This window comes from Promicromonospora sukumoe 327MFSha3.1 (assembly GCF_000385135.1).
GTDB classification, from domain to species: Bacteria; Actinomycetota; Actinomycetes; order Actinomycetales; family Cellulomonadaceae; genus Promicromonospora; species Promicromonospora sukumoe_B.
Map to the genome: position 1 here is coordinate 53,607 of NZ_ARQM01000001.1, position 24,669 is coordinate 78,275.

At 75.0% G+C, this 24,669-nt stretch carries 20 protein-coding genes; 12 read left to right on the forward strand and 8 right to left on the reverse strand.

The genetic code is table 11. From position 1 onward, the window contains the following. The first annotated feature begins 7 nt into the window (after positions 1–7). Positions 8–541 carry a hypothetical protein gene (locus tag H291_RS0100230; protein ID WP_020012957.1) on the forward strand — a complete coding sequence of 178 codons (534 nt, stop codon included), beginning with the start codon at positions 8–10 and terminating at the stop codon, positions 539–541. A 6-nt stretch (positions 542–547) separates the two neighbouring features. On the opposite strand, the gene H291_RS0100235 is transcribed toward H291_RS0100230, so the two are convergent. Further along, positions 548–751: a hypothetical protein gene (locus H291_RS0100235; RefSeq protein ID WP_020012958.1), complete on the reverse strand. Its 204-nt coding sequence runs from the start codon at positions 749–751 to the stop codon at positions 548–550. Positions 752–1,191: 440 nt separating this feature from the next. Between H291_RS0100235 and H291_RS0100240 the strand changes: the two genes are divergently transcribed. Beyond that, a complete protein-coding gene (locus tag H291_RS0100240) occupies positions 1,192–2,781 on the forward strand; it encodes an alpha/beta hydrolase (RefSeq protein WP_020012959.1) in 1,590 nt (529 codons plus the stop codon). Between the two features lie 54 nt (positions 2,782–2,835). Here H291_RS0100240 and H291_RS0100245 read toward each other — a convergent pair whose 3' ends face one another. After that, the gene (locus tag H291_RS0100245) at positions 2,836–3,684 is read right to left on the reverse strand and encodes a hypothetical protein (protein WP_020012960.1); all 849 of its coding nucleotides are present in this window, start codon (positions 3,682–3,684) and stop codon (positions 2,836–2,838) included. A 697-nt stretch (positions 3,685–4,381) separates the two neighbouring features. Between H291_RS0100245 and H291_RS0100250 the strand changes: the two genes are divergently transcribed. Together H291_RS0100250 and ppdK are read left to right on the forward strand one after the other, a co-directional pair. Continuing rightward, a complete protein-coding gene (locus H291_RS0100250) occupies positions 4,382–6,466 on the forward strand; it encodes a DEAD/DEAH box helicase (RefSeq protein ID WP_020012961.1) in 2,085 nt (694 codons plus the stop codon). Positions 6,467–6,613: 147 nt separating this feature from the next. Further along, positions 6,614–9,322 carry a pyruvate, phosphate dikinase gene (gene ppdK / locus H291_RS0100255; RefSeq protein ID WP_020012962.1) on the forward strand — a complete coding sequence of 903 codons (2,709 nt, stop codon included), beginning with the start codon at positions 6,614–6,616 and terminating at the stop codon, positions 9,320–9,322. A gap of 7 nt (positions 9,323–9,329) precedes the next feature. Here the strand turns inward: ppdK and H291_RS28060 are convergent, their stop codons facing one another. From H291_RS28060 to H291_RS0100270, 3 genes are all read right to left on the reverse strand, one after another. After that, positions 9,330–10,277 (reverse strand): Acg family FMN-binding oxidoreductase, encoded by a 948-nt coding sequence (locus tag H291_RS28060; RefSeq protein ID WP_020012963.1) that lies wholly within the window; start codon positions 10,275–10,277, stop codon positions 9,330–9,332. After that, positions 10,241–11,167: a universal stress protein gene (locus tag H291_RS0100265; RefSeq protein ID WP_020012964.1), complete on the reverse strand. Its 927-nt coding sequence runs from the start codon at positions 11,165–11,167 to the stop codon at positions 10,241–10,243. The genes H291_RS28060 and H291_RS0100265 overlap by 37 nt, the downstream gene beginning before the upstream one ends. 155 nt (positions 11,168–11,322) lie before the next feature. Continuing rightward, positions 11,323–12,276 (reverse strand): zinc-binding alcohol dehydrogenase family protein, encoded by a 954-nt coding sequence (locus H291_RS0100270; RefSeq protein ID WP_420038563.1) that lies wholly within the window; start codon positions 12,274–12,276, stop codon positions 11,323–11,325. A gap of 125 nt (positions 12,277–12,401) precedes the next feature. Here H291_RS0100270 and H291_RS28065 point away from each other — a divergent pair, with 125 nt between their 5' ends. From H291_RS28065 to H291_RS0100300, 6 genes are all read left to right on the forward strand, one after another. Further along, positions 12,402–13,217, forward strand: a complete 816-nt coding sequence (locus H291_RS28065) for an HAD family hydrolase (RefSeq protein ID WP_033325231.1) — start codon at positions 12,402–12,404, stop codon at positions 13,215–13,217. Positions 13,218–13,294: 77 nt separating this feature from the next. After that, positions 13,295–14,227, forward strand: coding sequence for a universal stress protein (locus tag H291_RS0100280; RefSeq protein WP_084467543.1), 933 nt, complete (start codon positions 13,295–13,297; stop codon positions 14,225–14,227). Positions 14,228–14,267: 40 nt separating this feature from the next. After that, positions 14,268–16,121, forward strand: coding sequence for a heavy metal translocating P-type ATPase (locus H291_RS0100285; protein ID WP_020012968.1), 1,854 nt, complete (start codon positions 14,268–14,270; stop codon positions 16,119–16,121). Positions 16,122–16,144: 23 nt separating this feature from the next. After that, complete coding sequence (locus H291_RS0100290) at positions 16,145–17,521, forward strand: ferredoxin reductase family protein (protein WP_020012969.1); 1,377 nt, start codon at positions 16,145–16,147, stop codon at positions 17,519–17,521. Then, the gene (locus tag H291_RS0100295) at positions 17,518–18,021 is read left to right on the forward strand and encodes an FMN-binding protein (protein ID WP_020012970.1); all 504 of its coding nucleotides are present in this window, start codon (positions 17,518–17,520) and stop codon (positions 18,019–18,021) included. The genes H291_RS0100290 and H291_RS0100295 overlap by 4 nt, the downstream gene beginning before the upstream one ends. Positions 18,022–18,024: 3 nt before the next feature. Continuing rightward, complete coding sequence (locus H291_RS0100300; RefSeq protein ID WP_020012971.1) at positions 18,025–18,765, forward strand: FAD:protein FMN transferase; 741 nt, start codon at positions 18,025–18,027, stop codon at positions 18,763–18,765. On the opposite strand, the gene H291_RS28070 is transcribed toward H291_RS0100300, so the two are convergent. Together H291_RS28070 and H291_RS0100310 are read right to left on the reverse strand one after the other, a co-directional pair. Further along, positions 18,731–19,972, reverse strand: a complete 1,242-nt coding sequence (locus tag H291_RS28070) for a sensor histidine kinase (RefSeq protein WP_020012972.1) — start codon at positions 19,970–19,972, stop codon at positions 18,731–18,733. The two genes, H291_RS0100300 and H291_RS28070, sit on opposite strands and share 35 nt — an antisense overlap. Continuing rightward, positions 19,969–20,640, reverse strand: coding sequence for a response regulator transcription factor (locus H291_RS0100310; RefSeq protein WP_020012973.1), 672 nt, complete (start codon positions 20,638–20,640; stop codon positions 19,969–19,971). The genes H291_RS28070 and H291_RS0100310 overlap by 4 nt, the downstream gene beginning before the upstream one ends. Before the next feature lie 154 nt (positions 20,641–20,794). On the opposite strand from H291_RS0100310, the gene H291_RS0100315 reads away from it, so the two are divergent. Further along, positions 20,795–23,548: a cation-translocating P-type ATPase gene (locus H291_RS0100315; protein ID WP_020012974.1), complete on the forward strand. Its 2,754-nt coding sequence runs from the start codon at positions 20,795–20,797 to the stop codon at positions 23,546–23,548. On the opposite strand, the gene H291_RS0100320 is transcribed toward H291_RS0100315, so the two are convergent. Beyond that, positions 23,545–24,210: a TetR/AcrR family transcriptional regulator gene (locus tag H291_RS0100320; RefSeq protein ID WP_020012975.1), complete on the reverse strand. Its 666-nt coding sequence runs from the start codon at positions 24,208–24,210 to the stop codon at positions 23,545–23,547. The genes H291_RS0100315 and H291_RS0100320 overlap by 4 nt on opposite strands. A gap of 71 nt (positions 24,211–24,281) precedes the next feature. Between H291_RS0100320 and H291_RS0100325 the strand changes: the two genes are divergently transcribed. Further along, positions 24,282–24,668 (forward strand): DUF1761 domain-containing protein, encoded by a 387-nt coding sequence (locus H291_RS0100325; protein ID WP_020012976.1) that lies wholly within the window; start codon positions 24,282–24,284, stop codon positions 24,666–24,668. Position 24,669: the final 1 nt, after the last annotated feature.

Here is a 24,669-nt window from a genome sequence, read left to right on the forward strand (position 1 = left end):
CCGGGACGTGGTGACGGACGTGTGCGCGATCTCGGACAGCGACGAGGGCGTCGTCGTCTCGCGCAATCCCGCCGAGGGACCGAGCGTGATGGGGCTCCTCTCTGCAGGTACCGGGCTGCGCGAGCTCGTGCGGCTCGATCAGGACGCGGCGTGGAACCACTACGCGTTCCTGTCCGGGGACATGCTGCTGTTCGAGTCGGGGCAGTGGATGGTGGCGGTCGATACCGGGTCGCGGGAGGCCACCGTCGTGCGCGAGGACGCCGGGTGGACGATCGGGGCTCTCGATGACGGGGTGCTCTGGGCGGGCGACGGGGACATCCACTACCTGCGGCTGCACGCGCGGGACGGCGTGGAGGTGCCGGCGTTGACGACGCTCGGGCCTGAGGCGAGGAGGACCTCGTGGCTGGACGTCGCCGGGTCCGGGAACCGGGTCGTCTGGACGGAGCACCGCAGGGCGGACATGGAGCGGCTGCAGGAGCAGGATTCCTACGGGTTCGGCGAGCTGGAGCAGACCCTGGTCTACGCGCGGACGTCGTGGTGAGACCCGTCAGCCCTGGTGCGTCGCGTCCTCGCCGGGCACCGCGTCGACCGCGCCGGCGACGTAGGCGCGGCGGATCCAGCTCGCGATGACCGGGACGGCGTCCTCGTGCTGCTCCAGGAGCAGCTCGGCGACGGTCATGTCCCGGGCGTCGTCCATGGGCACGCCGGCGGCCGCCATCGCGTCCACGAGCTCGTTGCGTTCCGCGGTCATCCGTGCAGCCTCCCCCTGCGTGATGCGCTGCTGAGCCGCGTCTGACTCTCCTCGACCGTAACCTCGATGACTTGTGATCGAAAGCCGGGGGACCCGGGCGGCCTTCACCCGGTCCTCCGGGAGCGGCGCGGCGCCGACGGGTGGCATGACACATGTCACCCGTCGGTGCGCCGATCCTCCCGGCCGCCGGTGACGGCTCGTCACTGGGGCCGCGCGAGCCCCGCGCCGAGACTGGTCGGACCGACCTCGGGGGCTGGTCGACTCGCACGACGGCTGCTCCCCGGGGTGAAGCTCTCTGCCGGAGGAAGGTCACGATGCGAGACCGCGCGAAGCCGTCCCAGAACGACGACGGGCCTGCCACACCCGTCCCCGAAGAGTCACGGCCGCGAGGCCTGAGGTGGCCACGGCCACCTCGAAGCAGAGCGCGGCGCGGGGTCGCCGTGACGCTGGCGGTGGGCCTGGTGGCCTCGGTGGGTGCCGCCGCCGGCCTGCCCGCCATGGCCGACGACCGGGCCGCCACGACGACGGCGTCCACGACGACGGCGTCCACGGTCGCGGAGGCGCCCGTCCCGGCGCCGGCCGAGTGGGGCACCTGTCCCACGGACGTCGTCGTGGACGCCGCCCCGTACGTGCTGGACTGCGCCACCGTGCAGGTGCCCCTGGACTACGCCGAGCCCGAGGGCAGGCAGATCGACCTCACGATCTCCCGGATGGCCAGCACCAACCCGGAGAAGCGCCGCGGCATCCTGCTGCTGAACCCCGGCGGCCCGTCGGGCTCCGGGCTCACGCTGTCCACGCTGCTGGCGTCCAAGGGGCTGCCGAAGAGCGTGCGCGACGCCTACGACGTCATCGCCATGGACACCCGCGGCATCGGGCACTCGACGGCCGCGCGCTGCGGCTTCACCGCTGAGACCCCGCACTTCGGCAACCTGCCGCCCTTCGCGGTGGACGAGGCCGCCGTCGACGCGCAGGCGAAGGTCGTCAAGGGCATCGCCGAGCAGTGCGCCGCGTCGCCCGACGCCGAGCTGCTGCAGCACCTGAACACGCCCAACACGGCGCGTGACCTGGACCAGATCCGGGCGGCGCTGGGCGAGGAGAAGGCCAGCTACCTCGGCTACTCCTACGGCAGCGGCCTGGGCGCCACGTACGACGCGATGTTCCCCGACCGGGCCGACCGCGTCGTGCTGGACAGCAACATCGGTGACACGCACCTGAACCAGGACGTCATCCGCCTGTGGGGTCCCGGCATGGAGGACACGTTCCCCGACTTCGCGAAGTGGGCGGCCAAGCGGCACGCCACCTACGGGCTGGGGCGTACCCCGGCACAGGTCCGGGCCACGTTCTTCGAGCTGGCCGAGCGGCTCGACGAGAAGCCGCTGGACGGCGTCGACGGCGTGATCTTCCGGATGGGTACCTTCGGGTACCTCTACAGCCCCGGGCAGTACCCCAAGATCGCCGAGCTCTGGGAGGCGGTCCTGACCGACGACGCCGGTGCGGTCAAGCAGCAGCTGGCCGACGTGCCGGCGGGCACACCGGGCGGCGCCCTCGCCGAGCCGGCGACGGCCGGGACCGACACGGCGGCCGCCGCCGAGGAGCCCTGGCCGCTCGACAACGCCCTGACGGTGTTCCTCTCGGTGAGCTGCAACGACTCCGACTGGGCCGAGGCCGTGCAGCACTACAAGGACACCGTGGCCGCGGACCGGAAGGCGTACCCGATGTTCGGCGCAGCGGGGGCCAACATCACGCCGTGCGCCTACTGGCCGTACGAGCCCGTCGAGCAGGCGGAGATCTCACCGGAGGGCAAGCGGAACATCCTGATCGTGCAGAACGAGCGGGACCCGGCCACGCCGGTGGCCGCCGCGCAGCGCACCCGCGAGGCGTTCGGCGACCGGTCGCGCCTGGTGACCGTCGACAACAGCGGGCACGGCGCCTACCTGCTGCACGACAACCCGTGCGCGCTGGAGACCACCACGAAGTTCCTGGTGGACGGCACGCTGCCCAAGCGGGACGTGTCGTGCCGGGCGGGCTGATCCACTGAGGACCGCGATGACGTCCCGGGGCTCCGGGGCGTCATCGAGGTCCGTTCACGACGCGTCGTCAGGGATGAGCTCGTCGGCCTGCAGCTCGGTGCGCAGCTCCTCCTCGAGCTCGTCGTGCAGGACGGCGGGGACGGGGCGCTCGTCCGTCCTGATGCGCTCCCGGTAGGTGCGTCCCGCTGCCCGCACCGCCGCCACGACCGCGTCGTCGGCCAGGTCGAGGGGCGGCCGGCCGAGCTGCGGCAGCGCCGCGCGGCGGACCGCCGCCGCGAGCAGCTCGTCCACCTCGGAGGTGGACCCGGAGCCGCCGGAGCCGGTCTGCGCCATGCGTACGGGCAGCACCTCCACCTCGATGCGGCGCTCGCGGGCGACCTCCTGCACCGCGGCCGTCAGGGCCTCCTGGTACGTCTTCTCGTCCTGCCTGGACAGGGCGTCGACGGCGTCCCGGTCGGCCATGGCGGCACGGGTCCGTCCGTGGTCGGGTCCCAGCTCGTCGTGCAGCGCCCGGACCTGCCGGTCGAGCTCGTCGAACTCGGCCCAGCCGTCCACGCCGAACCCGGCGAGGACGTCCCCCGCATCGACCCATACCTGCAGCGGCTGGTGCCAGGGCAGGACGTCGTCCGGGTCGGCCTCGCCCGCCGGTCCCGGCTCCGTGGGCTCGCCGACGCCGTTCAGGTCCAGGGTCAGCACCAGCTCGTCGGCGAGCTCGACGGCGAGCTCCAGCTCGGTGGTCACGCCCGCGTCCGCGCCGCCGTCCAGACCCAGGGGAGTCGTGGTCGGGGCGGATGCGGGCAGCACCGGGCTCGTCAGCGACTCACCGCCCGACGACTCGGCGGCAGGCTCGAGCTGCTCGACGCCGGCCGCGTCAGGGCGCTCTCCCGTGTCGTTCGTGGTCATGTGTTGGTCCCTCCGAAAAGGCGTGCCGGTCGGCCGGTACCGAAGGGACCGGCAGACGGCGACTGGCGCACGATCGTGGCGCCCTCGTCCTCGCGCGGCCGACGCAGTGCATGCACCGGTGAGAGAATGCGGAACGGAGGCTGGCCGTCTGCTTGACCAGGTACCACACTACCCGCAGCGCGGGACGGCGAGCGGCTCCCGTCCACGACGGAGCACCCCGGCCTGCGGTTCCGTCCCGCCGGAGCCGGGCCGAAGTTCGATCTCGCGCCGAGGTCGCCGTATCCTGAACCCGTGCGTGGCTCCCGCCCCGTGCGTTGGCGAGCACGCTCCCGTCCGGGGCGTGGCCGCCCGTGCTGACTCCGGACCCCGGCCCCGTGGGGTCGCGGTGGTCCGGGCGGCCTGACGGCCGCCCGATACCCGTGGCCTCCACGGGATCTGCGGCGTTCTCGCAGGTGGCGGCGTGGTTCACACGTAGACCTGTCGCCCGGGGACGTTCGGCGACAAGATGGCGGCCGAGGGGCGGGGCTCGACGGCGAGCGGATGCCCATCGGTCGGGCGAGCGGGGGCGGACGCCGTCAGGATTCAGCTAGGAGGAGATTTGGCACGATCAGGCCAACGCCGACCGGGCCGCGCGCGGTCCGGGTCCGGCTCCGGCACCCAGCGCCGCCGCGGCGGCGCGCGGCCCGCCGAGCAGGGGATGATCCCGGTGCTCGCGCAGGCCGCCCACGAGGTCGACGGCGCCGTGCGGCGCCCGCCCACGCGCCCGGCGGTGCGCACCAAGTTCCAGGTGGTCGCGCTGCTCATGCGCGAGGAGCGGGCCCGGGTGCGAGCCGACGGCGACCTCACCGAGAACCAGCGGACCAAGCGGCTCGACCGGCTCGACGCGGTGGGGACGCTGCTGGCCCGCATCGCGGCCCGGGACACCTCGCTGCTCGAGCTGCTCGCCGAGGACGCCCGCGTCTCCGACGCGGCACGCGAGTTCAAGGCGGACATGATGCGCGCCGGCGGGCTCGAACCGCCGGAGGAGCCCCCGCCCGCACCGGTGGTCCCGCCCGTGCCGGGCGCCGAGAAGCAGGTGGTGCCCCGCTCGGTGATCTCGCGCCAGCTCGCGAACCCGTTCCTCGCCCCCGACTTCGCGGCCGCTGCCGAGCGGCAGGCCCCGAAGGTCCGCCGGCTCGCCGGCTGGGAGCTGCTCGAGCCGCTCTTCCGCTCCTTCGAGCACGCCGGGCCCGGCGCCCCGGCCTGCATGCCGCTGCCCGAGCCCCGCTCGCTGTCCGCGGCGCACGGCCGCACGCTCATGCACCACCAGGCCCAGGTGGTCGAGGCCACGGCCCGCGGCCACCGCACCTACCTGCTCGCCGACGAGCCCGGCCTCGGCAAGACCGCGCAGGCCCTGCTGGCGGCCCAGGCGGCCGACGCCTACCCGCTGCTCGTCGTGGCGCCCAACGTGGTGAAGACCAACTGGGCGCACGAGGTCGAGATGTGGACGCCGAAGCGCCGGCCGACCGTGGTTCACGGCGACGGCGACCAGGTCGACGGGTTCGCGGACGTCGTGATCGTGAACTACGAGATCCTGGACCGGCACGTCGGCTGGCTGGGCGACCTCGGCTTCCGCGGCATGGTCGTGGACGAGGCGCACTTCATCAAGAACAAGGGCTCCCAGCGCTCCCAGCACGTGCTCGCCGTCTCCGAGCGGATCCGCGAGCGGACCGCCCGGCCGCTCATGATGGCCCTGACCGGCACCCCGCTGATCAACGACATCGAGGACTTCCGGGCGATCTGGCAGTTCCTCGGCTGGATCGACGACACCAAGCCGGAGGCCGCGCTGCTGACCTCGCTCGAGGACACGGGCCTCACCCCGGCGGACCCGGGCTTCTACCCCGCCGCCCGGTCCAGCGTGATCGACCTCGGTATCGTGCGCCGCCGCAAGGCCGACGTCGTCGCCGACATCCCCGCCCGCCGGGTCGCGGACATGCCGGTCGAGCTCGACGGCGCCGTGGGCCGCTCGATCCGGGCCGCCGAGGTCGCGCTCGCCGAGCGCCTGGTGAGCCGGTACCGGTCCGCCGTCCAGGCGCGCGCCGAGAGCTCGGTCGTGGACGACGTCGTCGTGGAGGGCGTCGACCTGGAGCTCGCGCGCCGCGTGGCGGCGGCCGAGCTGAAGGACTCGAGCTCGCGCGCCGACGGCGAGAACGTGTTCACCATGGTCCGCCGGATCGGCCAGGCCAAGGCAGGGCTGGCCGCCGACTACGCCGCACAGCTGGCCCGCAACGTCGGCAAGGTGGTGTTCTTCGCCAAGCACGTCGACGTCATGGACCAGGCCGATAAGACGTTCGCGGACCGCGGCATCGGCTACGCCTCGATCCGTGGCGACCAGACACCCCGGGTGCGCGAGAAGAACATCGCCGCGTTCCAGGACGACCCGGACGTGTCGATCGTCGTGTGCTCCCTGACGGCCGCCGGGGTCGGGCTCAACCTCCAGGTGGCCTCCAACCTGGTGCTGGCCGAGCTGTCCTGGACGTACGCCGAGCAGACCCAGGCCATCGACCGCATCCACCGGATCGGCCAGGCCGACCCCGTCACGGCCTGGCGGATCATCGCCGCCCAGACGATCGACGCGAAGATCGCCGAGCTGATCGACAGCAAGGCGGGGCTCGCCGCCCGGGCGCTGGACGGGGCGGGCGAGGACGACGACGCGTCGTCCACGGACGTGCAGCTCGAGGCCCTCGTGAGCCTGCTCACGGAGGCGCTCGCCGCCGAGGGGGACCGAGCCGCCGGAGGCTGAGCCGCCGACGCCCGCGGCCGGGAGCACAGGGCACTGAAGTCCCTGTGCTCCGGGCCGTTCGGCCCTGGCCCGCCGCCTCCCGGGCGCGGGATGCTCGCCGTGTGTGCTTGCTGCCGGCGGGATCGCCGCCGGCGGGACGGAGGCATCATGACCACGCACGCGGACGACCGGACCGGGTCCCGAGCGGCTGGGGCGCCGGAGCCGGCATCGGACGAGCGGTACGTCTACGACCTGGCCGAGGGCAGCGCCGGCATGCGGGGGCTGCTGGGCGGCAAGGGCGCCGGCGTCGCCGAGATGACACGCCTCGGCCTGCCGGTCCCGGACGGCTTCACGGTGACCACCGCGGCGTGCGTCGCCGCCATGGAGAACGACCACCGCTGGCCCGACGGGCTCTGGGACGAGATCGTGACCCACCTCGCGGCACTGGAGCGCCGCACGGGCCGCAGGCTGGGTGCCGCCGACCGGCCGCTGCTGGTCTCGGTGCGGTCGGGAGCCGTGCGCTCGATGCCCGGGATGATGGACACGATCCTCGACCTCGGCATCTCCGACGAGTCGGTCGAGGCACTCGCGGCCGAGTCGGGCGACCCCCGGTTCGCCTGGGACACCTACCGCCGGTTCGTGCAGATGTACGGCGAGGTGGTCGAGGGCGTCCCCGCGCGCGCCTTCGAGGACGCGCTCACGGCGCTGAAGGACCGCCGCGGGCTGCGCTGGGACAACGACCTGACGGCGGACGACCTGCGGGAGCTCGTGACGACGTTCCGCGGCGCGGCCCGCCGGGCCACCGGCCACGACCTGCCGACCGACCCGCACGACCAGCTCCGCCGGGCGGTGGACGCCGTCTTCGGCTCGTGGGACAGCCCGCGGGCGCGCGTGTACCGCGAGCTCAACGACATCCCGGACGACCTGGGCACCGCCGTCAACGTGATGCAGATGGTGTTCGGCAACAAGGGCGACACGTCCGCCACGGGCGTCTGCTTCACGCGGAACCCCGCCACGGGCGCCCGGGAGCGGTACGGCGAGTTCCTCCTCGACGCGCAGGGCGAGGACGTCGTCGCCGGCATCCGCACGCCCCGGCCGCTGCCGGAGATGGAGACGCTGCTGCCCGCGGCGTACGCCCGGCTCATGGACACGATGGACCGGCTGGAGCACCACTACAAGGACATGCAGGACATCGAGTTCACGGTCGAGGACGGCACGCTCTACCTGCTCCAGGTACGCACCGGCAAGCGCACCGCGGCCGCGGCGCTGAAGGTGGCCCGCGACCTCGTCGCGGAGGGCGAGATCGACAAGGAGACGGCGCTGCGGCGGATCGACCCGGCCCAGCTCGACCAGCTCCTGCACCCGACGATCGACCCAGCCTGGTCCGGGACCCCGCTCGCGCACGGCCTGAACGCCTCGCCGGGAGCGGCAGTGGGCACGCTCGTGTTCGACGCCGACACGGCCGCCGAGCGTGGCCGGGCGGGCGAGGCCGTGGTGCTCGTGCGCTGGGAGACGACGCCGGACGACATCCACGGCATCGCCGCGGCCCAGGGCGTGCTGACCGCGCACGGCGGCATGACGTCGCACGCGGCCGTGGTCGCCCGTGGGATGGGCAAGCCGTGCGTGGCCGGCGCGGGAGAGCTGGGCATCGACGCCGACGCCCGCACCCTGTCGATCGGCGGCACCGTGCTCACCGAGGCGGACACGGTCACCCTCGACGGCACCGCCGGGCTGGTCTACGCCGGCGCCCTCCCGCTGGTGCCGCCGCAGGTCACCGACGACTTCTCCACCGTGCTGGGCTGGGCCGACGACGTGCGCCGACTGGGCGTGCGCGCCAACGCCGACACCGGCCCGGACGCCGCGAAGGCCCGCGAGCTCGGCGCCGAGGGCGTGGGCCTGTGCCGCACCGAGCACATGTTCATGGACCCCGACCGCCTGCCCGTGGTCCAGCGCATGATCCTGGCGGACACCGCCGCCGACCGCCAGGCGGCCCTGGACGAGCTGCTGCCCATGCAGCAGGCGGACTTCGAGGAGATCTTCACGGCCATGACCGGCCTGCCCGTCGCCGTCCGGCTCATCGACCCGCCGCTGCACGAGTTCCTCCCCGACCTCGTCGAGCAGTCCCTGCTGGTGCAGCGGCTCGAGGCGGACGCCGCACCCGGCGAGCTCGACCGGGCGCGGGCCCTCCTGGACCGCGTCCTGCACCTGTCCGAGAAGAACCCCATGCTCGGCACGCGAGGCGTGCGCCTGTCGCTGCTGTACCCCGAGATCGGCGTCATGCAGACCCGCGCGATCATCCGCGCGGCGCTCGCGGTGCGGGGCCGCGGGCTGGACCCGCGGGTGGAGATCATGGTCCCGCTGGTGGCGTTCGCCGAGGAGCTGCGGCGCATGCGCGAGATCGTCGTGGCCACCGCCGACGAGGAGCTCGCCGCGGCCGGGGCGCCGGGCCTGCCCTACGCCGTCGGCACGATGATCGAGGTGCCGCGTGCCGCCCTCACGGCCGGCGAGATCGCCGAGCACGCCGACTTCTTCTCGTTCGGCACCAACGACCTGACCCAGACGGCGGTCGGCGTCTCGCGCGACGACGCCGAGGGCTCCTTCCTCGGCCGCTACCTCGAGACGGGCATCGTGCCCGCCGACCCCTTCGCCTCCCTCGACGCCGACGGCGTGGGGGAGCTCGTCCGGATCGGTGCCGAGCGGGGGCTGCGGGCGCGGCCGGACCTGGAGACCGGCGTGTGCGGGGAGCACGGCGGGGACCCCGCGTCGATCGCCGTGTTCGACGGCATCGGTCTCGACTACGTGTCCTGCTCGCCCTACCGGGTCCCGATCGCCCGGCTGGCCGCGGCGCTGGCGCGGCTGGACGACGCCCCCGGGTAGCGCGGGTTCACGGTGTCGTGGCGTGCCGCGCCCGGCGGGGCGTCCGCTCCCCTCGTGGGCTGGTGCCGAGCCGCATCAGCATCTGGGGGAAGGTGCCGAGGGAGAGCGCCTCGCGCAGGTCGTGCCGTGTCGTGGGGTTCTCCAGGACGGTGGTCGCGAATGACGCCCGGACGAAGTAGGTGGTGGCGACCAGGAGCGCGCGCTCCAGGGCCTGGCCCGCCGCGACCCAGTCCCGTCGGGAGTCGCCGGACGTGGCCAGGACGGCCATGGTGGAGTGCTCCTCGAACGGCTCCTGGCCCCGGCTCGCGTGGAAACGGCGCACCGGGGCGTCCGGGTTCTTCGGTGCCCGTCCCAGCAGGTGCTCGGGGATCCCGTCGTCCCGTCCCGGCCAGGTGGCCGTCCACGCGGCTTCCTCGTCGCGCCCGGCCATGTCCTCGGCCGCGAGCGCCTCCGCCCGCCGGACCAGCGCGAGGACCTGGGCACGTGCGGGGTCCGTCGGCTGGATCGTGCGCAGGGCGGCCCCCTCGGCGTCGGCGGCCCGCTGGATCGCGACCAGCACGTCCGCGGGCAGGGGCTGGTCGTCGAACGGGACCCGCGACGTCACGCGGTGCTCGATCGCGATGGCGAGCTCGAGCTCGTCCGGGGTCGGGTCGTCGCCCGGTTCGAGGACGACCTCGGCGACGAGCAGCTCGTCGTCCGGATCGGGCAGGACGGTGACGACCGCGGTCAACGACTCGCGGCGAGCCGCTGCCCGGATGTTGAAGAGGTAGGCGCCGCAGCTGATCAGCATCTCCCTGCCCTGCGGGTCGCTGTGCCGGAGCTGCCGCGCCGGATCGGCACGGACCGTCACGGTGCTGTCCTCGACCGCCACCCGCCACGGCTGGGTGTTCAGGACGCTCGGTGCGTCCGCGGCAGCGCTCAGGATCCTCCCGACCTGCGCGTCGACGACGTCCATGGCTCGTCTCCCTTCGTGTGCCGGCTCACCTGGTGGTGCGCCACGATGACGGGGTTGCGCGACCGGCGGAGCACGGCGTCCGCGACGGAGTACCGCAGGCGCCCGGCCGTCGGCGAGTGCGGGCGCCCGCCGAGCACGAGGACGTCGTCGGGCCCGAGCTCGTCCAGGAGCACGTCCACCGGGTTCCCGCCGCCGAGGACGACGGTCGGGGCCACCGAGGGGTACTTCTCGGACCACCGGGCGACCTGTCGCCGCACGCCGTCCCGCTCCGCCTCCTGGTGCTGGGTGTCCGGTCCGCCGAGGTCGAGGCCCGCCGCGAGGCCGGGCTCGCGCACGTGCAACGCCACCAGCGGGCAGGCTCGCTGCTGGGCTTCCGCGAACCCCAGGTCGAGCTGCGGGTCGGCGTCGTCGTCGCTCACGGCGACCACCACCCGGCTCGGCTCCCCGGTCGCCGCGCCGGACGGGATCACGGCAACAGGCCCGGACGCCGCGGCGGCGAGCGCGCCCGACACGGAGCCGAGCACGGCCCGGTCCAGCGCGCCGAGGCCGCGCCGGCCGACGACCACCAGGTCGGCGGACGCGGACCGCTGCGCGAGCACCTGGGCCGGGTCGCCGTGCACGACCTGCTCCTCGACGCCGTGCCCGCCCGGGCGCGCGCCGTCCAGCCGGGCTGCGCCGCGCTCGACGGCGTCGTTCGCCCGGTCGCGGAGATCCGTGACGCTGACGCCCATCGTCCCCGCCATGTTGGCCGGCGGGCTGACGTAGGCGCTCAGCACGGTCAGGGGTGCCCCGTGCCGGTCCGCCGTCAGCGCGGCCCAGTCGACGGCGGCCATGCTCTGCGGGGAGCCGTCCACGCCGACGACGATGCCCCGCTGCCACGTGCTGCCCATGATCTGCTCCTCGGTCCGGGACCCGCGTCGGGTGCTCCTTCCCAGCGGACCATCTCGCGCGCGCCGCGGGCAGGGCCGACGGTCACGTGTCCACGGGACCTTCGACCGGGAGGACGACGACGCGGGCACCGCCCGCGGAGAGCCGGGACCGCGCGTCAGGCCGGTGCGACCAGCACCGCGGCCCCGCGCACCCGGTCGGCCGCGAGGTCGCGCAGCGCGACGTCCGCGCGGTCCAGCCGGTAGGGCGTCACCGTCGGCTCGATGCGCAGCCGGACGGCGAGCCGGAGCAGCTCCTCGCCGTCCGCGCGGGTGTTGGCGGTGACGCTCGTGAGGGTGCGCTCGCGGAACAGGTGCCGTTGGTAGTCCAGGACCGGGACGTCGGTCAGGTGGATGCCCGCCAGCGCGAGGGTGCCGCCCCGGTCGAGCGCGGCCAGCGCCACGGGGACCAGCTCGCCCGCGGGTGCGAACACGATCGCCGAGTCCAGCGGCACCGGGGGCGCGTCCGCCGCGGCCCCGGCCGACGCCGCGCCCAGCTCCAGGGCCAGGGCGCGGGCGTCGGCGTCGCGGGTGAGCACGTGCACCTCGGCGCCCCGCGCCAGGGCGATCTGCGCGGTGATGTGCGCGCTCGCGCCGAACCCGTAGATGCCCAGCCGCCCGCCGGGTGGCACCGCGGCCCGCCGCAGCGCCCGGTAGCCGATGATGCCCGCGCACAGCAGCGGGGCGACCTCGACGTCGGGCAGGTCCGGCAGCGGGTAGACGTACGCGGCCGGGGCCGTCACGTGCTCGGCGTAGCCGCCGTCGGCGTCCCAGCCCGTGTAGGTCGACGCCGGGCACAGGTTCTCCGCGCCCCGGCGGCACCAGGTGCACTCGCCGCAGGTCGAGCGGAGCCAGGCGACGCCCACCCGTTCGCCGGCGACGCGGCCGCGCACCCGCGCGCCGACCTGCTCGACCACGCCGACGACCTCGTGCCCGGGGACCACGGGCGAGCGGTGGGGCGGCAGGTCGCCCTCGACCACGTGCAGGTCGGTGCGGCACACGCCGCAGGCGAGCACGCGCACCAGCACCTCGTCGTCGGCGGGGACGGGCACCGGCATCTCGGCGCGCGTCAACCTTCCGTCACCCCGTGCCTGCCATGCCAGCATCGCTCGGCCCTCCCGGTCGGCCGCGGACGTCGCGCCTCCCGTTCATCGTGCCCCCGTGGTGCGGACGGCGCCCGGAGGAGGAAAGTGGTCGCATGGGACGCCCACCTCGTGCGGTGGTGGACCTGGCCGCCGTGGACGCCGTCGTGCTCGACACGGACGGCGTCATCACCGACACGGCCCGGATCCACGCCGCCGCCTGGAAGCGGGCGTTCGACGAGCTGCTCCGGGACCGTGGGCGGCGGGGCGGCGCCGAGCTCCCGCCGTTCGACGTCGGGAGCGACTACCCCCGCTTCGTCGACGGGCGGTCGCGAGTCGACGGCGCCCGCGGTTTTCTGCGGTCCCGGGGGATCACCCTGCCGGAGGAGGGCGGTCCCGCCGGCGAGGATCCCGGGGCGGAGACGTTCGGGTCGCTCCTCGACCGCAAGACCCGGTACTACCTCGACGAGATCGGGACCCACGGGGTCCGTCCGTTTCCCGGCACCATTCGCCTGCTGCGTGAGCTGCGGCGCCGCGGCGCCGGCGTCGCCGCGGCGTCGGCGAGCCGCAGCTGCGGGCCCGTGCTGCGCGCGGCAGGCGTGGACGGCCTGGTGGACGTGCGGGTCGACGGCCTCGACGCGGACCGCCTCGGGCTGCCGGGCAAGCCCGACCCCGCCCTGTACCTCGAGGCGGCCCGGCGGCTCGGTGTGCCGCCCGGCCGGTGCGCCCTGTTCGAGGACGCGCTGGTCGGCGTGGAGGCCGGCCGGCGTGGCGGCTTCGGCACGGTCGTCGGCGTCGACCGGCACGGCTCGCTCCGCGGTCCCATGCTCGACGCCGGCGCGCACCTGGTGGTCGCCGACCTGGCCGAGGTCACCGTGGTCGGCGCGGCCAGGCGGGACCGGGGCAGGGGCGAAGGTCCCCGGGGCGCGTGACCCTCGGCCCTCCCGGCGGCGCTGTCCGCGGCGCACCCTGGACGTAGAGGTCCCGGCCGCACCAAGGGAGGTTCGTCATGGGCACGACCCGGAACGTCGATCCAGTAGTCGTCGCCGTGGACGGGAGCGAACGCAGCGCGGGCGCCGTCCGGTACGCGATCCACGAGGCCCGCCTCAGCGGCAACCCCGTGCGGCTGGTGCACGTGGCGCCCACCCCGCTCCCGGAGGGCGGGCTCTGGCCCGCCGCGGGCCGCGACGTCGAGGACCTGCGGAGCTCGGGCGAGCTGATCCTCGACCGGGCCCTGGCGCAGGCGCGCGCCTCGGCGCCCGACGTCGCGTTCGACTCGCTGCTCGGCCGGGGGCCTCGCGCGACCGAGCTGGTCGCGGCGGCCGCGACCGGCGGTCTGCTGGTCCTCGGCCGGGAGACGCGGCGGGGGCTGGAGCGGGTCGTCGCCGGCGCGATGACGGCGGGGGTGGTCGCCCGCGTGGCGGTCCCGGTGGTGGTCGTGCCGGCGGACTGGCAGGGAACCCGCCGGGACGGCGTCGTCGCGGGGGTCAAGTCGTACCCGGCCGACGGCGAGCTGCTGGCCCGGGCCTTCGCCGCGGCCGACCTCCGGCACACCACGCTGCGCCTGGTCCAGGTGGCCGACCTCGCCGACCTCGCCCCGGACGCCGTCGCGGCCGCGGACGTCGACGCGCTGGTCGACGCCGGCAGCCGGATGCTGGGCGAGGCCGTACGCGACTGGTCCACCGCTTTCCCGGAGGTCCGGGTGGAGAGCGTGGTGCTGCCGGGACGGCCGGCCGAGGTGCTGGTCGAGGCCGCCGCCGGCGCGCACCTCCTGCTGGTCGCCCGTCCGCACCGCGACCTGCGCCACCCGGTCCGCCTGGGACGGACCCCGCGGGACGTCCTGGCGAGCTCGGGCACCCCGGTCGAGGTGGTCCCGCTACGAGGCGACCCGACCACGGCACCCCTCGTGCTCGAGAGGTCGGGCGAGTTCCTCAAGGACTGACGACCCGAGCGAGACCGACGCCCTGAGGGAGACTGGCGGCATGCGGCCGGTACGGGCGTTGCTGCGCTACCCGGCGATCACGGCGACCGCCGTCGTGCTCGCCCTCGTGCTCGTGCTCCAGGCGGGTGACCAGCCTGCCGCGGCGCGGTGGGTCGCGACCGTCTGGGTCGGCGGGTTCGTCGTGTGGACGCTCGTCGGGATGGTGCGCGACGTGCTGCGGGGCCACGTGGGGCTCGACGTCCTCGCGGTGGTGGCGATGGTCGCGACGCTGGCGGTCCAGGAGTACGTGGCCTCCCTGGTGATCGTGCTGATGCTCGCGGGCGGTGAGGCGCTCGAGGACTTCGCCGCCCGCCGGGCCCGCCGCGACCTGACGGCGCTGCTCGACCGTTCCCCGCGGACCGCCCACGTGGTCGCGGACCCGGGCTCCGCGGGCTTCGACGGCGTGCGGGACACCCCGGTCGACGACGTCGCCGTGGGTGACGTCCTCCTGGTGCGTCCCGGTGAGATCGTGCCGGTCGACGGTGTGCTGCTCGACGGCGGCGGCACCTTCGACGAGTCGTCGCTGACCGGGGAGAGCCTCCCGGTCGGGCGGGAGGCGGGGGCCGAGGTGCTGTCCGGCGCCGTGAACGGCACGCGCGCCGTGCGGGTGCGGGCCGTGCGCCGCAGCGTGGACAGCCAGTACCAGCAGATCGTCGCCCTGGTCGAGGAGGCCGGCCGGTCACGTGCGCCGGTCGTGCGCCTGGCCGACCGGTTCGCGGTGCCGTTCACCGCCGTCTCGCTGGCGCTGGCCGGTGCCGCCTGGACGCTCTCGGGGGACCCCGTGCGGTTCGCCGAGGTGCTGGTGCTGGCCACGCCGTGCCCCCTGCTCATCGCGGCACCCGTGGCGTTCCTCAGCGGGCTGTCCCGCGCCGCGAAGCTCGGGGTGATCATGAAGGGCGGCACGGTCGTCGAGCAGCTCGCGCGCCTGCGGTCGGTCGCGTTCGACAAGACGGGGACGCTCACCCGGGGCAGGCCCGACCTCGTCGCGCTCCGCCCCGCCCGGGGGCTGGCCGACGACGAGCTGCTGCTGCTCGCCGCGTCGGCCGAGCAGTACTCGTCGCACGTCTTCGCCGACAGCGTCCGCCGGGCGGCCGCCGGGCGCGGCCTGGTCCTGCGCCCGGCGGACGAGGCCGAGGAGGTGGCCACGAACGGCGTCGCCGCGAGCATCGACGGCCGCAGGGTCGTGGTCGGCAAGCCGGCCTACGTCCGCTCGGTCGCCCCGGACACGGTCGTCACGCCGCTCGGCCCCGGCCAGGCGGCCGCCTACGTCGCGGTGGACGGGCGGTTCGCGGGTGCCGTCGTCCTGGCCGACGACGCCCGGCCCGAGTCGCCCGCCGTCGTGGCCTGGCTCCGTGCCCACGGCGTCGAGCACGTCACGATGCTGACCGGGGACGCCCGGGCCACGGGGGAGTCGGTCGCCCGGCACGTCGGCATCGACGAGGTCCACGCCGAGCTCCTGCCCGGCGAGAAGGTACGGCTCGCCGCGGAGCTGAGCCCGCGGCCCGTGATGATGGTCGGCGACGGCGTGAACGACGCCCCGGTGCTGGCCGCGTCCGACATCGGGGTGGCGATGGGCGCCAAGGGCGCGACCGCGGCCGGGGACGCCGCCGACGTCGTGCTGCTGGTCGACTCGCTCGGCGGGGTCGTGGACGCGGTGTCTGTAGGCCGGCACACCCTGCGCACCGCCCTGACGGCGATCTGGCTCGGCATCGGGCTGAGCGTCGGCCTCATGCTCGTGGCGGCGACCGGAGCGATCCCCGCCGTCACCGGGGCCCTCGTCCAGGAGCTCGTCGACCTGGCGACCATCCTGTACGCGCTGCGGGCCCTGACCGGCCCGGCTCCGAGAATGCGCTGAGAATCGCCGCCGAGACTGACGGCATGAGCACGATCACGCCACCGCGTCCCTCGCCCGGGACCGAGCAGCCGGGACGGGCCGCCGCCCCGGACCGTCCCGGGAGCCTCGCCCTGCGGGCCCTCCTGGCCCTCGCCGTCGTGGCGGTGACCGTCTTCTGGTGGACGGGCACGCCGTCCGGGACGGGTACCACGCCCGGCGGGGCGGTCACCGCGCTCGGCGAGCTCACCGGTCTCGTCGCGTCGGTCCTGGTCTGCGCGCAGGTGCTGCTGACCGGCAGGGTGCCGTGGTTCGAACGGTCCGTCGGCCTCGACAGGCTCGTGTCGTGGCACCGGACGCTCGGGACGAGCGTCGTCCTCCTGGTCCTGACGCACGTGCTGCTGATGGTCCTGGGCGGCGCGCTCCTGTCCCGGAACGCGCTCTGGTCCCAGGCGGTGACCATCGTGACGACCCAGCCGGAGATGCTCTCGGCGGTGGCCGGCACGGTGCTGTTCGTCCTGGTCGGCGCGACCAGCGCCCGGCTCCTGCGCGCCTCCCTCTCCTACGAGGCGTGGTTCGTCGTGCACCTGAGCGTCTACCTCGGCATCTACCTGACGTTCGGGCACCAGATCGCGGCAGGGGCCCACTTCGTCGGCGACCCGGCGGCCCGCCTGGTGTGGATCCTGCTGTACGCGGGCACCGCGGCTGCGCTGCTGACCTGGCGGGTCGTCCTGCCCCTGGCCGACGTGGCCCGCCACGCGCCGCGGGTGACCGCCGTCGTGCCCGAGGCGGGCGGCATGACGAGCGTCTGGGTCTCGGGCAGCGGCCTCGGCGACCTGGGCGCGACGGCGGGCCAGTTCTTCCTCGTCCGCTTCCTGGTGCGCGGCCACCTGGTGTCCGCCCACCCGTACTCGGTCTCCGCGGCCCGGACGGGGGACCACCTGCGGTTCACCATCGGCGCGCTGGGCGACCACTCGCGCGCGGTCGCGCGGCTGCGACCCGGTACCCGGGTCCTGCTCGAGGGACCGTTCGGACGGTTCACCGCGGCCCGGGCCCGTCGTCGTGGGGTGCTGCTCATCGCCGGCGGGGCCGGCGTGGGGCCGGTGCGGGCGCTCGCCGAGGAGCTGCGGCTGCGGGGGCACGACGTCGTGGTGGTGCACCGCGCCCGGTCGGCGGCGGACCTGGGGCTCGGGGGCGAGCTCGCGGCCGAGGGCATCGACTACCGGCCGGTCGTCGGCCGGCGCTCGGAGCTGGGCCACGACCCGCTCGACGCCGGCCACCTCGTCGCGCTCGTGCCCGACCTGGAGCGGCGGGACGTGTTCGTGTGCGGTCCGCCCGGCATGGTCGCCACCGTCGTCCGGTCCGCCCGCGCGGCCGGTGTCCCGAGGTCCGCCGTCCATCACGAGGAGCTGAGCCTGTCATGACCGCACACCGCTGGAGGGGAACCTTCGTCTACCTGGGTGCCCTGGCCGGGCTGGCGGCGATCGCCGTGGCCCGGTTCGGCGGCCTTCCGTTCGAGCAGGCCGCGCCGACCGTCGCCGGCAGCACCCTCCCCGCCGGCGACACCGGAGGGTCCACGAGCGGCTCCGGGCCGGCGACGCCGGACGCCACCACCTCGCCGTCGAACCCCGGGACGGGTACGACCGACCCGTCGACGGTGACCGTCGGTGGTGACGTCGCCCAGACGCCCTACGGTCCCGTGCAGGTGGCCGTCACGTTCACCGGGACGCGGATCGTCGACGTCCAGACCGTGCAGGCTCCCGTCGGTCCCGAGAGCTCCCAGATCGCAGCCCGGTCCACGCCGGTCCTGGCGCAGGAGGTCGTCTCCGCGCAGTCGGCGCACATCGACACGGTCTCGGGCGCCACGTACACCTCCGAGGGCTACCGGGAGTCGGTCCAGTCGGCGATCGACGCGCGAGGCTGACCCGTGCGGTACCTGGGGACGGTCATGGGGGTCCCGATGTCGCTCGACCTGCGGGCCCCGGCCGACGAGCGCGCGCGGGCGGCCGCGCGTGCGGCGTTCGACCTGCTCCGGGTGGAGGACGCGCGGTTCAGCCCGTTCCGGGAGAGCAGCGAGCTGCGCCGGTACGAGCGAGGGCTCGTGGGGTCACCGTCGCCGGAGCTGGCCGAGGTGCTGCGGCTCGCCGAGGACGCCAGGATCGCCAGCGGCGGGGCCTTCGACGTCCGTCGGCCCGACGGCGGCCTGGACGCCAACGGCGTCGTCAAGGGCTGGGCCGTCCAGCGCGCGGTCGGGCTGCTGCGCGCCGGAGGCTTCGGCGACCTGTGCTTCAACGCCGGGGGCGACGTCGCGGTCCTGGGCGGCCCGGAACCGGGGCGCGACTGGGTCGTGGCGGTGCGGTCGCCGTCCGCGCCCGACGAGCTCGTCGCGCGGATCGAGGTCCGCGACGGTGCCGTGGCGACGTCCGGGACGTACGAACGAGGGCTGCACGTCCGGGACGGACGCACCGGCCGGCCGGCGGAGGCGCTGCTCGCGGCCACGGTCGTGGCCGGCGACCTCACCACGGCCGACATCCTCGCCACCAGCGTCCTCGCCCTCGGTCCCGACGGTGTGGGGTGGGCGCTCGGGCAGGGGGCGGCGTGGGCGCTCGGCGTGCGCCCGGACGGGACCCTGGTCAGCGGCGGCGCGGAGCCGCGCCGGGCAGCGTGAGCGTGAGCCGGGCCCCGTGCCCGCCGTCCGCACGCCCCGCCGCCGTCACGTCGCCACCGTGCTGGGCGGCGATCTCGGCGACGAGCGCCAGCCCCAGTCCGTAGTGCCTGCGGTCCGCAGATGCGTCTTCCCGGCCGCGGTGCGAGGCGAAGCGTTCGAAGAGGTCCGTGCCGCCCCCGGCGAAGCCGGGGCCGTCGTCCTCGACCACGACGCGCGCGCCGTCACGGTCCCGCTGGACCGCGACCCGCACCTCGCCGTCGGCATGGTCGACCGCGTTGTCCACCAGCGCCGTCACCGCCCGCCGGACCGCTGCCGGGGTCGCCAGGACCGGCGCCGTGGTCTCGCCCTCCTGCCGGAGCCGCACGCCCCGCTCCTCGGCCGCCGGTCCCGCCGCCTCGACGACCTCCCGGACGACGGCGGCGAGGTCCATCCCCACCGGGTCCACCGAACGGGGGTCCGCGGCGACCAGCAGGTCGTCCAGGATCTCGGTGAGCGCGGCCGTGTCGGCCAGCAGCCCGTCGACGTCGCGGCCGATCGCACCGGCATGGTCCGCCGGCGACTGCGTGACCCGCCGGCGCAGCAGCTGGGCCCGCGTGGACAGGAGCGTCAGGGGAGTGCGCAGCTCGTGGCCGGCGTCGGCGACGAAGCGGCGCTGCATGGCGAGGGCCTCCGCCGTGGGCCGGACCGCCCGCCGGGCGAACCACCAGCCGCCCACGGTGGCCAGGAGCACGCCCACACCTCCGGCGACCGACAGCGCCACGACCAGCAGCGCCAGCTCCTCCCGGCGCTCCGACGGGTCCAGCACGGCCTGCACCACCCGGCCGGGCCGCGCACCCGTCAGCGTCTCGTACGTCCCGGACGGGACGCTCACCTGACGGCGCAGCTCCTGGTCGGTCCGGGCCGCCTCCGCCATCAGCTCCAGGTCGGGCAGACCGTCCGGCAGCCCCGCCGAGACCTCCAGACCATCGGGCGACTCGATCGCCACCCAGACCCCGGGGTCCACCGCCTCCACGTGCTCGGCGGTGGCCACCACCGACTCGAGCCGGCGCTCGTCCTGCTCGGCATACCCGCGCGCCACGACGAGCACCGCGGTCACGGCGACGACGAGGAGGCACACCAGGACCAGGGCGCCCGTCTGCAGGCCGAGCCTGCGGCTCGTGCGCCGCAGCAGGGCGCGTTCCGCGGCAGTGGCCCGTGCCTGGCTCACAGCACACCGCACCGGTAGCCGAGACCACGCACGGTCACCACCGCACCGCGGCCCAGCTTGCGCCGCAGGTAGTAGACGTAGGTGTCGACGACGCCCTCGTCCGTGACGTCGGGGAAGACCTCCTCGAGCACCTCCCGGCGGCTGAAGACCTGGTTCCGCCGCCGCGCGAGCAGCTCCAGGAGCGAGGCCTCGCGCTCGGACAGGTCCACGGTCCCGCCCTCGGCCAGGTCGACCCGCCGGCTCGGCACGTCGAGGCGTCCGCCCGGCATCCTGATCTCCTGCGCCCCCGCCGGCATCGCGGCTCCGCGCCGGCGCAGCGCGCGCAACCGGGCCAGCAGCTCGTCGACGTCGAACGGCTTGCCCAGATAGTCCTCCGCGCCCGCGTCCAGCCCCTCCACCCGGTCGGCCGGGTTGCTCAGGGCCGACAGCACGAGGGCGGGGGTCGGCACGCCCTTCGACCGCAGGCGGCCGAGCAGGTCGAGCCCGTCCACGGCAGGCAGCCCGCGATCGAGGACCAGGACGTCGTACTCCCTGGTCAGGCCCAGGTGCAGGCCCCGCTGCCCGTCGCCCGCGACGTCGACGGCGTACCCCTCGGAACGGAGGATCTCCGTGAGCATGCCCGAGAGCTGCCGGTCGTCCTCCACCAGCAGGATCCGGGCCTCCGCCATCGGAACACCTCTCCTTCGCACCGCGCGAGATCGGGCGGTCCGCGCGACGGGTCCAGGCTCCCACGAACGCGCGTCGGGAGCCGCGCGTCCGCGCGCCGACCCACGGGCCTTTCGGCCCTGTGCCGGACCGGCGCCCCTGCCTACCGTCGGAAGCATGGCAGGGACCGACGAGGTCACGCTGAGCGACCCCCGCGAGCCCCTCGTGCCGCTGATGCGCGAGCTGCGGACCAAGCCGGAGGGGCTGTCGGGTCGCGAGGCCGCCCGGCGGCTGCTGGTGTACGGGCCGAACGAGCTGGCCCGACGCCGGCACACCGACTGGCCCGGACAGCTCCTGAGCCAGCTCACCCACCCGCTGGCCCTGCTGCTCTGGCTGGCCGCCGCGCTCGCCTTCCTCTCGGGGACGGCCGCGCTGGGGTACGCGATCGTCGCCGTCATCGTGCTGAACGCCGCGCTCGCCTTCGCCCAGGAACAGCAGGCCGAACGCGCGGTGGAGGCGCTCGCGGCCTACCTCCCGGCGACCGCGACCGCGCTGCGCGACGGGTCGCGCACCGTGGTGGAGGCACGCGACCTGGTGCCCGGCGACGTGCTCCTGATCGAGGAGGGCGACCGGGTCTCGGCCGACGCGCGGCTGATCGACGGCGGCGTCGAGGTGGACCTGTCCACGCTGACCGGTGAGTCGATGCCCGCCTTCCGGTCGGCCGAGCTGCTCGACCTGAGCGGCCCGCTGCTGGAGGCGCGGGACCTGGTGTTCAGCGGCACGAGCTGCACCGAGGGCGAGGCACGGGCGGTGGTCTTCGCGACCGGCATGCACACCGAGCTGGGGCGCATCGCGGCGCTGTCCCAGCGGGTCGAGCGCGAGGAGAGCCCACTGGAGCGTCAGGTGAAGCGTGTCGCCTGGCTGATCGCTGCGGTCGCGGTGGGCGCCGGAGTGGTCTTCCTGCCCCTCGGCGCACTGGTGGCGGGGCTGCCACTGCCCGAGGCGGTCAACTTCGCGATCGGGCTGCTGGTCGCCAACGTGCCCGAGGGGCTGCTCCCCACGATCACGCTGGCCCTCGCGGTCGGCGTGCGGGTGCTCGCCCGGAGCGGCGCGGTGGTCAAGCGCCTGTCGGCGGTCGAGACGCTCGGCTCGACGACGGTGATCTGCACCGACAAGACCGGCACTCTGACCCGCAACCGGATGACCGTCACCAGCATCTGGACGCCCGCCGGCCTGCTCGCCCTCGACGGCGTCCCGGGCGGACCAGGCAGTGGGCCGGTCCCGACCGCACTGGCCGAGGCCCTGGCGGCCTGCTCCAACGCCGAGCTCGACCCCGGCCGGCCCGGCGAGGGCTCGGGGGACCCGACCGAGCTGGCCCTGCTGCGTGCGGCGTCCGCGCTGGGGGCCGACGTGGCGGTGGACCGGCGGACCGCCGGCCGCCTGCGGCAGTTCCACTTCGACCCCGAGCTGCGGCTGATGTCCACCGTGGACCGGGGCGGCGACCGCGCCGTCGTCCATACCAAGGGCGCGCCCGAGGCGGTGCTGGACCGGGCCGGCGGAATCCTCGCGCCCGACGGCGAGACGCGCGCCCTGACCGCCCAGGACCGCCGGATGCTGGCGGACGTCGTGGCCGGGTACGCGCGCGACGGCCTGCGCCTGCTCGCCGTCGCCCGCCGGGAGCTGCCCGACGGCGCACCGGTGCCCGCCCGGCGGGAGGACGCCGAGCGCGACCTCGTCCTGCTGGGCGTGGCGGCCATGGTGGACCCGCCGCGCCCCGAGGTGGCCGAGTCCGTCGCGCGCTGCCACACCGCGGGCATCCGGCTCATCGTGGTCACGGGCGACCATGCCCTGACCGCTGCGGCGGTCGCCCGCCAGGTGGGCATCGCCCGCCACGACACCGTCGTGCTCACCGGGGCCGACCTGGAGGCGATGAACGAGGACCAGCTCGACGGCGTCCTGGCCGCGGGCCGCGAGCTGATCTTCGCGCGCAGCTCGCCCGAGGTGAAGCTGCGCATCGCCGACGCGCTGCGGGCGCAGGGCAACGTGGTGGCCATGACCGGGGACGGGGTCAACGACGCGCCCGCGCTGCGCCGCGCCGACATCGGGATCGCCATGGGGGTGACGGGGACGGACGTGGCCCGCGAGGCCTCGACCATGGTCCTGACCGACGACAACTTCGCGACCATCGTGACCGCGGTCCAGTCGGGCCGCAGGGTCTACGACAACGTCCGCAAGTTCATCGTCTACATCTTTGCCCACGCCACACCCGAGGTCGTCCCGTTCCTGCTGTTCGCGCTGTCCGGGGGCGCGGTCCCGCTGCCGCTGACCGTGCTGCAGATCCTCGCCATCGACCTCGGTACCGAGACGCTGCCGGCGCTCGCGCTGGGTCGCGAGCCGGCCGAGCCCGGGCTGATGGGCCGGCCCCCACGCTCCCGCGGGGAGAACATCATCAGCGCCTCGATGCTCGGCCGGGCCTGGGGGCTGCTGGGCGGCGTCTCGACGGTGCTGGTCCTCACGGGCTTCTTCCTGGCGCTCGTCCACGGCGGGTGGAGCCTCGGCGCACCGGTCGACCCGGGCACGCCGCTGCACCACGTGTGGCAGGAGGCGACGACCATGACGTTCCTCGGCATCGTCGCCTGCCAGATCGGCACCGGCCTGGCGTCCCGCACCCAGTACGCCTCCCTGCGCTCGATCGGCCTGCTCAGCAACCGCCTCCTGCTGTGGGGCATCGCGGCCGAGCTCGTGTTCGCCGCGGCGCTCGTGACCGTCCCGTTCCTGCGGCGGGTGTTCGGGACGGCGGCGCCGCCCGCCGAGCTCCTCGCCCTCCTGGTGCTGTTCCCGGTGGTCGTCTGGGGAGCCGACGAGCTGTGGCGCCTCGTCCGGCGTCAGCGGTCGAGCCGCGCGACCGCCTCGTCGATGACCGGCACCTAGCCGGCTGCGTCCTCACCAGCCCCGGCGCCGTAGCGGGCCAGGAACGTCGTGACCGCCTCGCGGGCGACGGCCTCCAGCTCCTCGGCCGGGTAACGCGCCGCGCCGCCGGTCAGGGTGAGGCGGTTCAGGGGTGCCGCCAGGGTGAGCCAGGTGAGCTGCTCTGCGGCGACCTCGGGCTCGTCGACCCGCAGCAGGCCGCGGGCGGCCAGGTGTCGCAGGGCGTCGGCCAGGAGCGCCTGGTTGTGGTCCCAGCTGCGGCTGACGTAGTCGGCGGCCACGTCGGGGAACCGTTCGGCCTCCGCGGTGATCAGGGTCCGCATCTGGAGCACCGGGGCGCTCAGCACGCCGTGGTGCAGGGTGCGGCAGAGCCGCAGCAGCCCCTGGCGGACGTCGTCGGTCGCCATCAGCTCCGCGAGGTGCGGGGCCATCGCGTCGCGGCCGCGGTCGACCCAGTCGCGCACGACGGCCGCGTACAGGATCTCCTTGGACGCGTACTGCCTGTAGAGGGTCTGCTTGGAGATCCGCGCCTGTGCGGCGACGGCGTCCATCGTGGCGCCTGCGTACTGGCGCGCGAGCAGGACCTCGCGTGCGACGTCGAGGAGGTCGGTGCCGCTGCTGCCGCCGGGCCGGCCGCGCCGCTGGGTCGGGGATGGACTGGTCACGAGAAAATAGTACTGGACAGTACTCCGGGCATCCGCTTACAGTACTGTGTAGTACTAAAAGGAGGATCGTCATGATCGCGTTGGGTGTCGCAGTCGCCGCCGTGGCGGCGTTCGTGCTCAGTTCCGTCTACTACGTCGTCGTCTCGCCGCTCGAACGGCGAGCGCTCGGCGACCGGGTGCTCGACCGGGGCCGCCCCGGCCCGCTGCGGGTGGTCACCGAGCTCGTGCGGACGGCCGTGGTCGGCGCCGGGTTCGCGTGGGTCGCCGCGCAGGCCGGCCTGCTGGCGCTGCCGGCGTCGCTCCTGCTCGCGCTCGTGCTGTGGGTGGCGTTCCCCGTGGTGCTGCTCACCGGGTCGATCATCTGGGAACGCGTGCCGTGGCAGACCGCGGCGATCCACGCGGGGGACTGGCTCCTCAAGCTCCTGCTCGTGGCGTTCGTCCTCGGGCTCGTCCACTGAT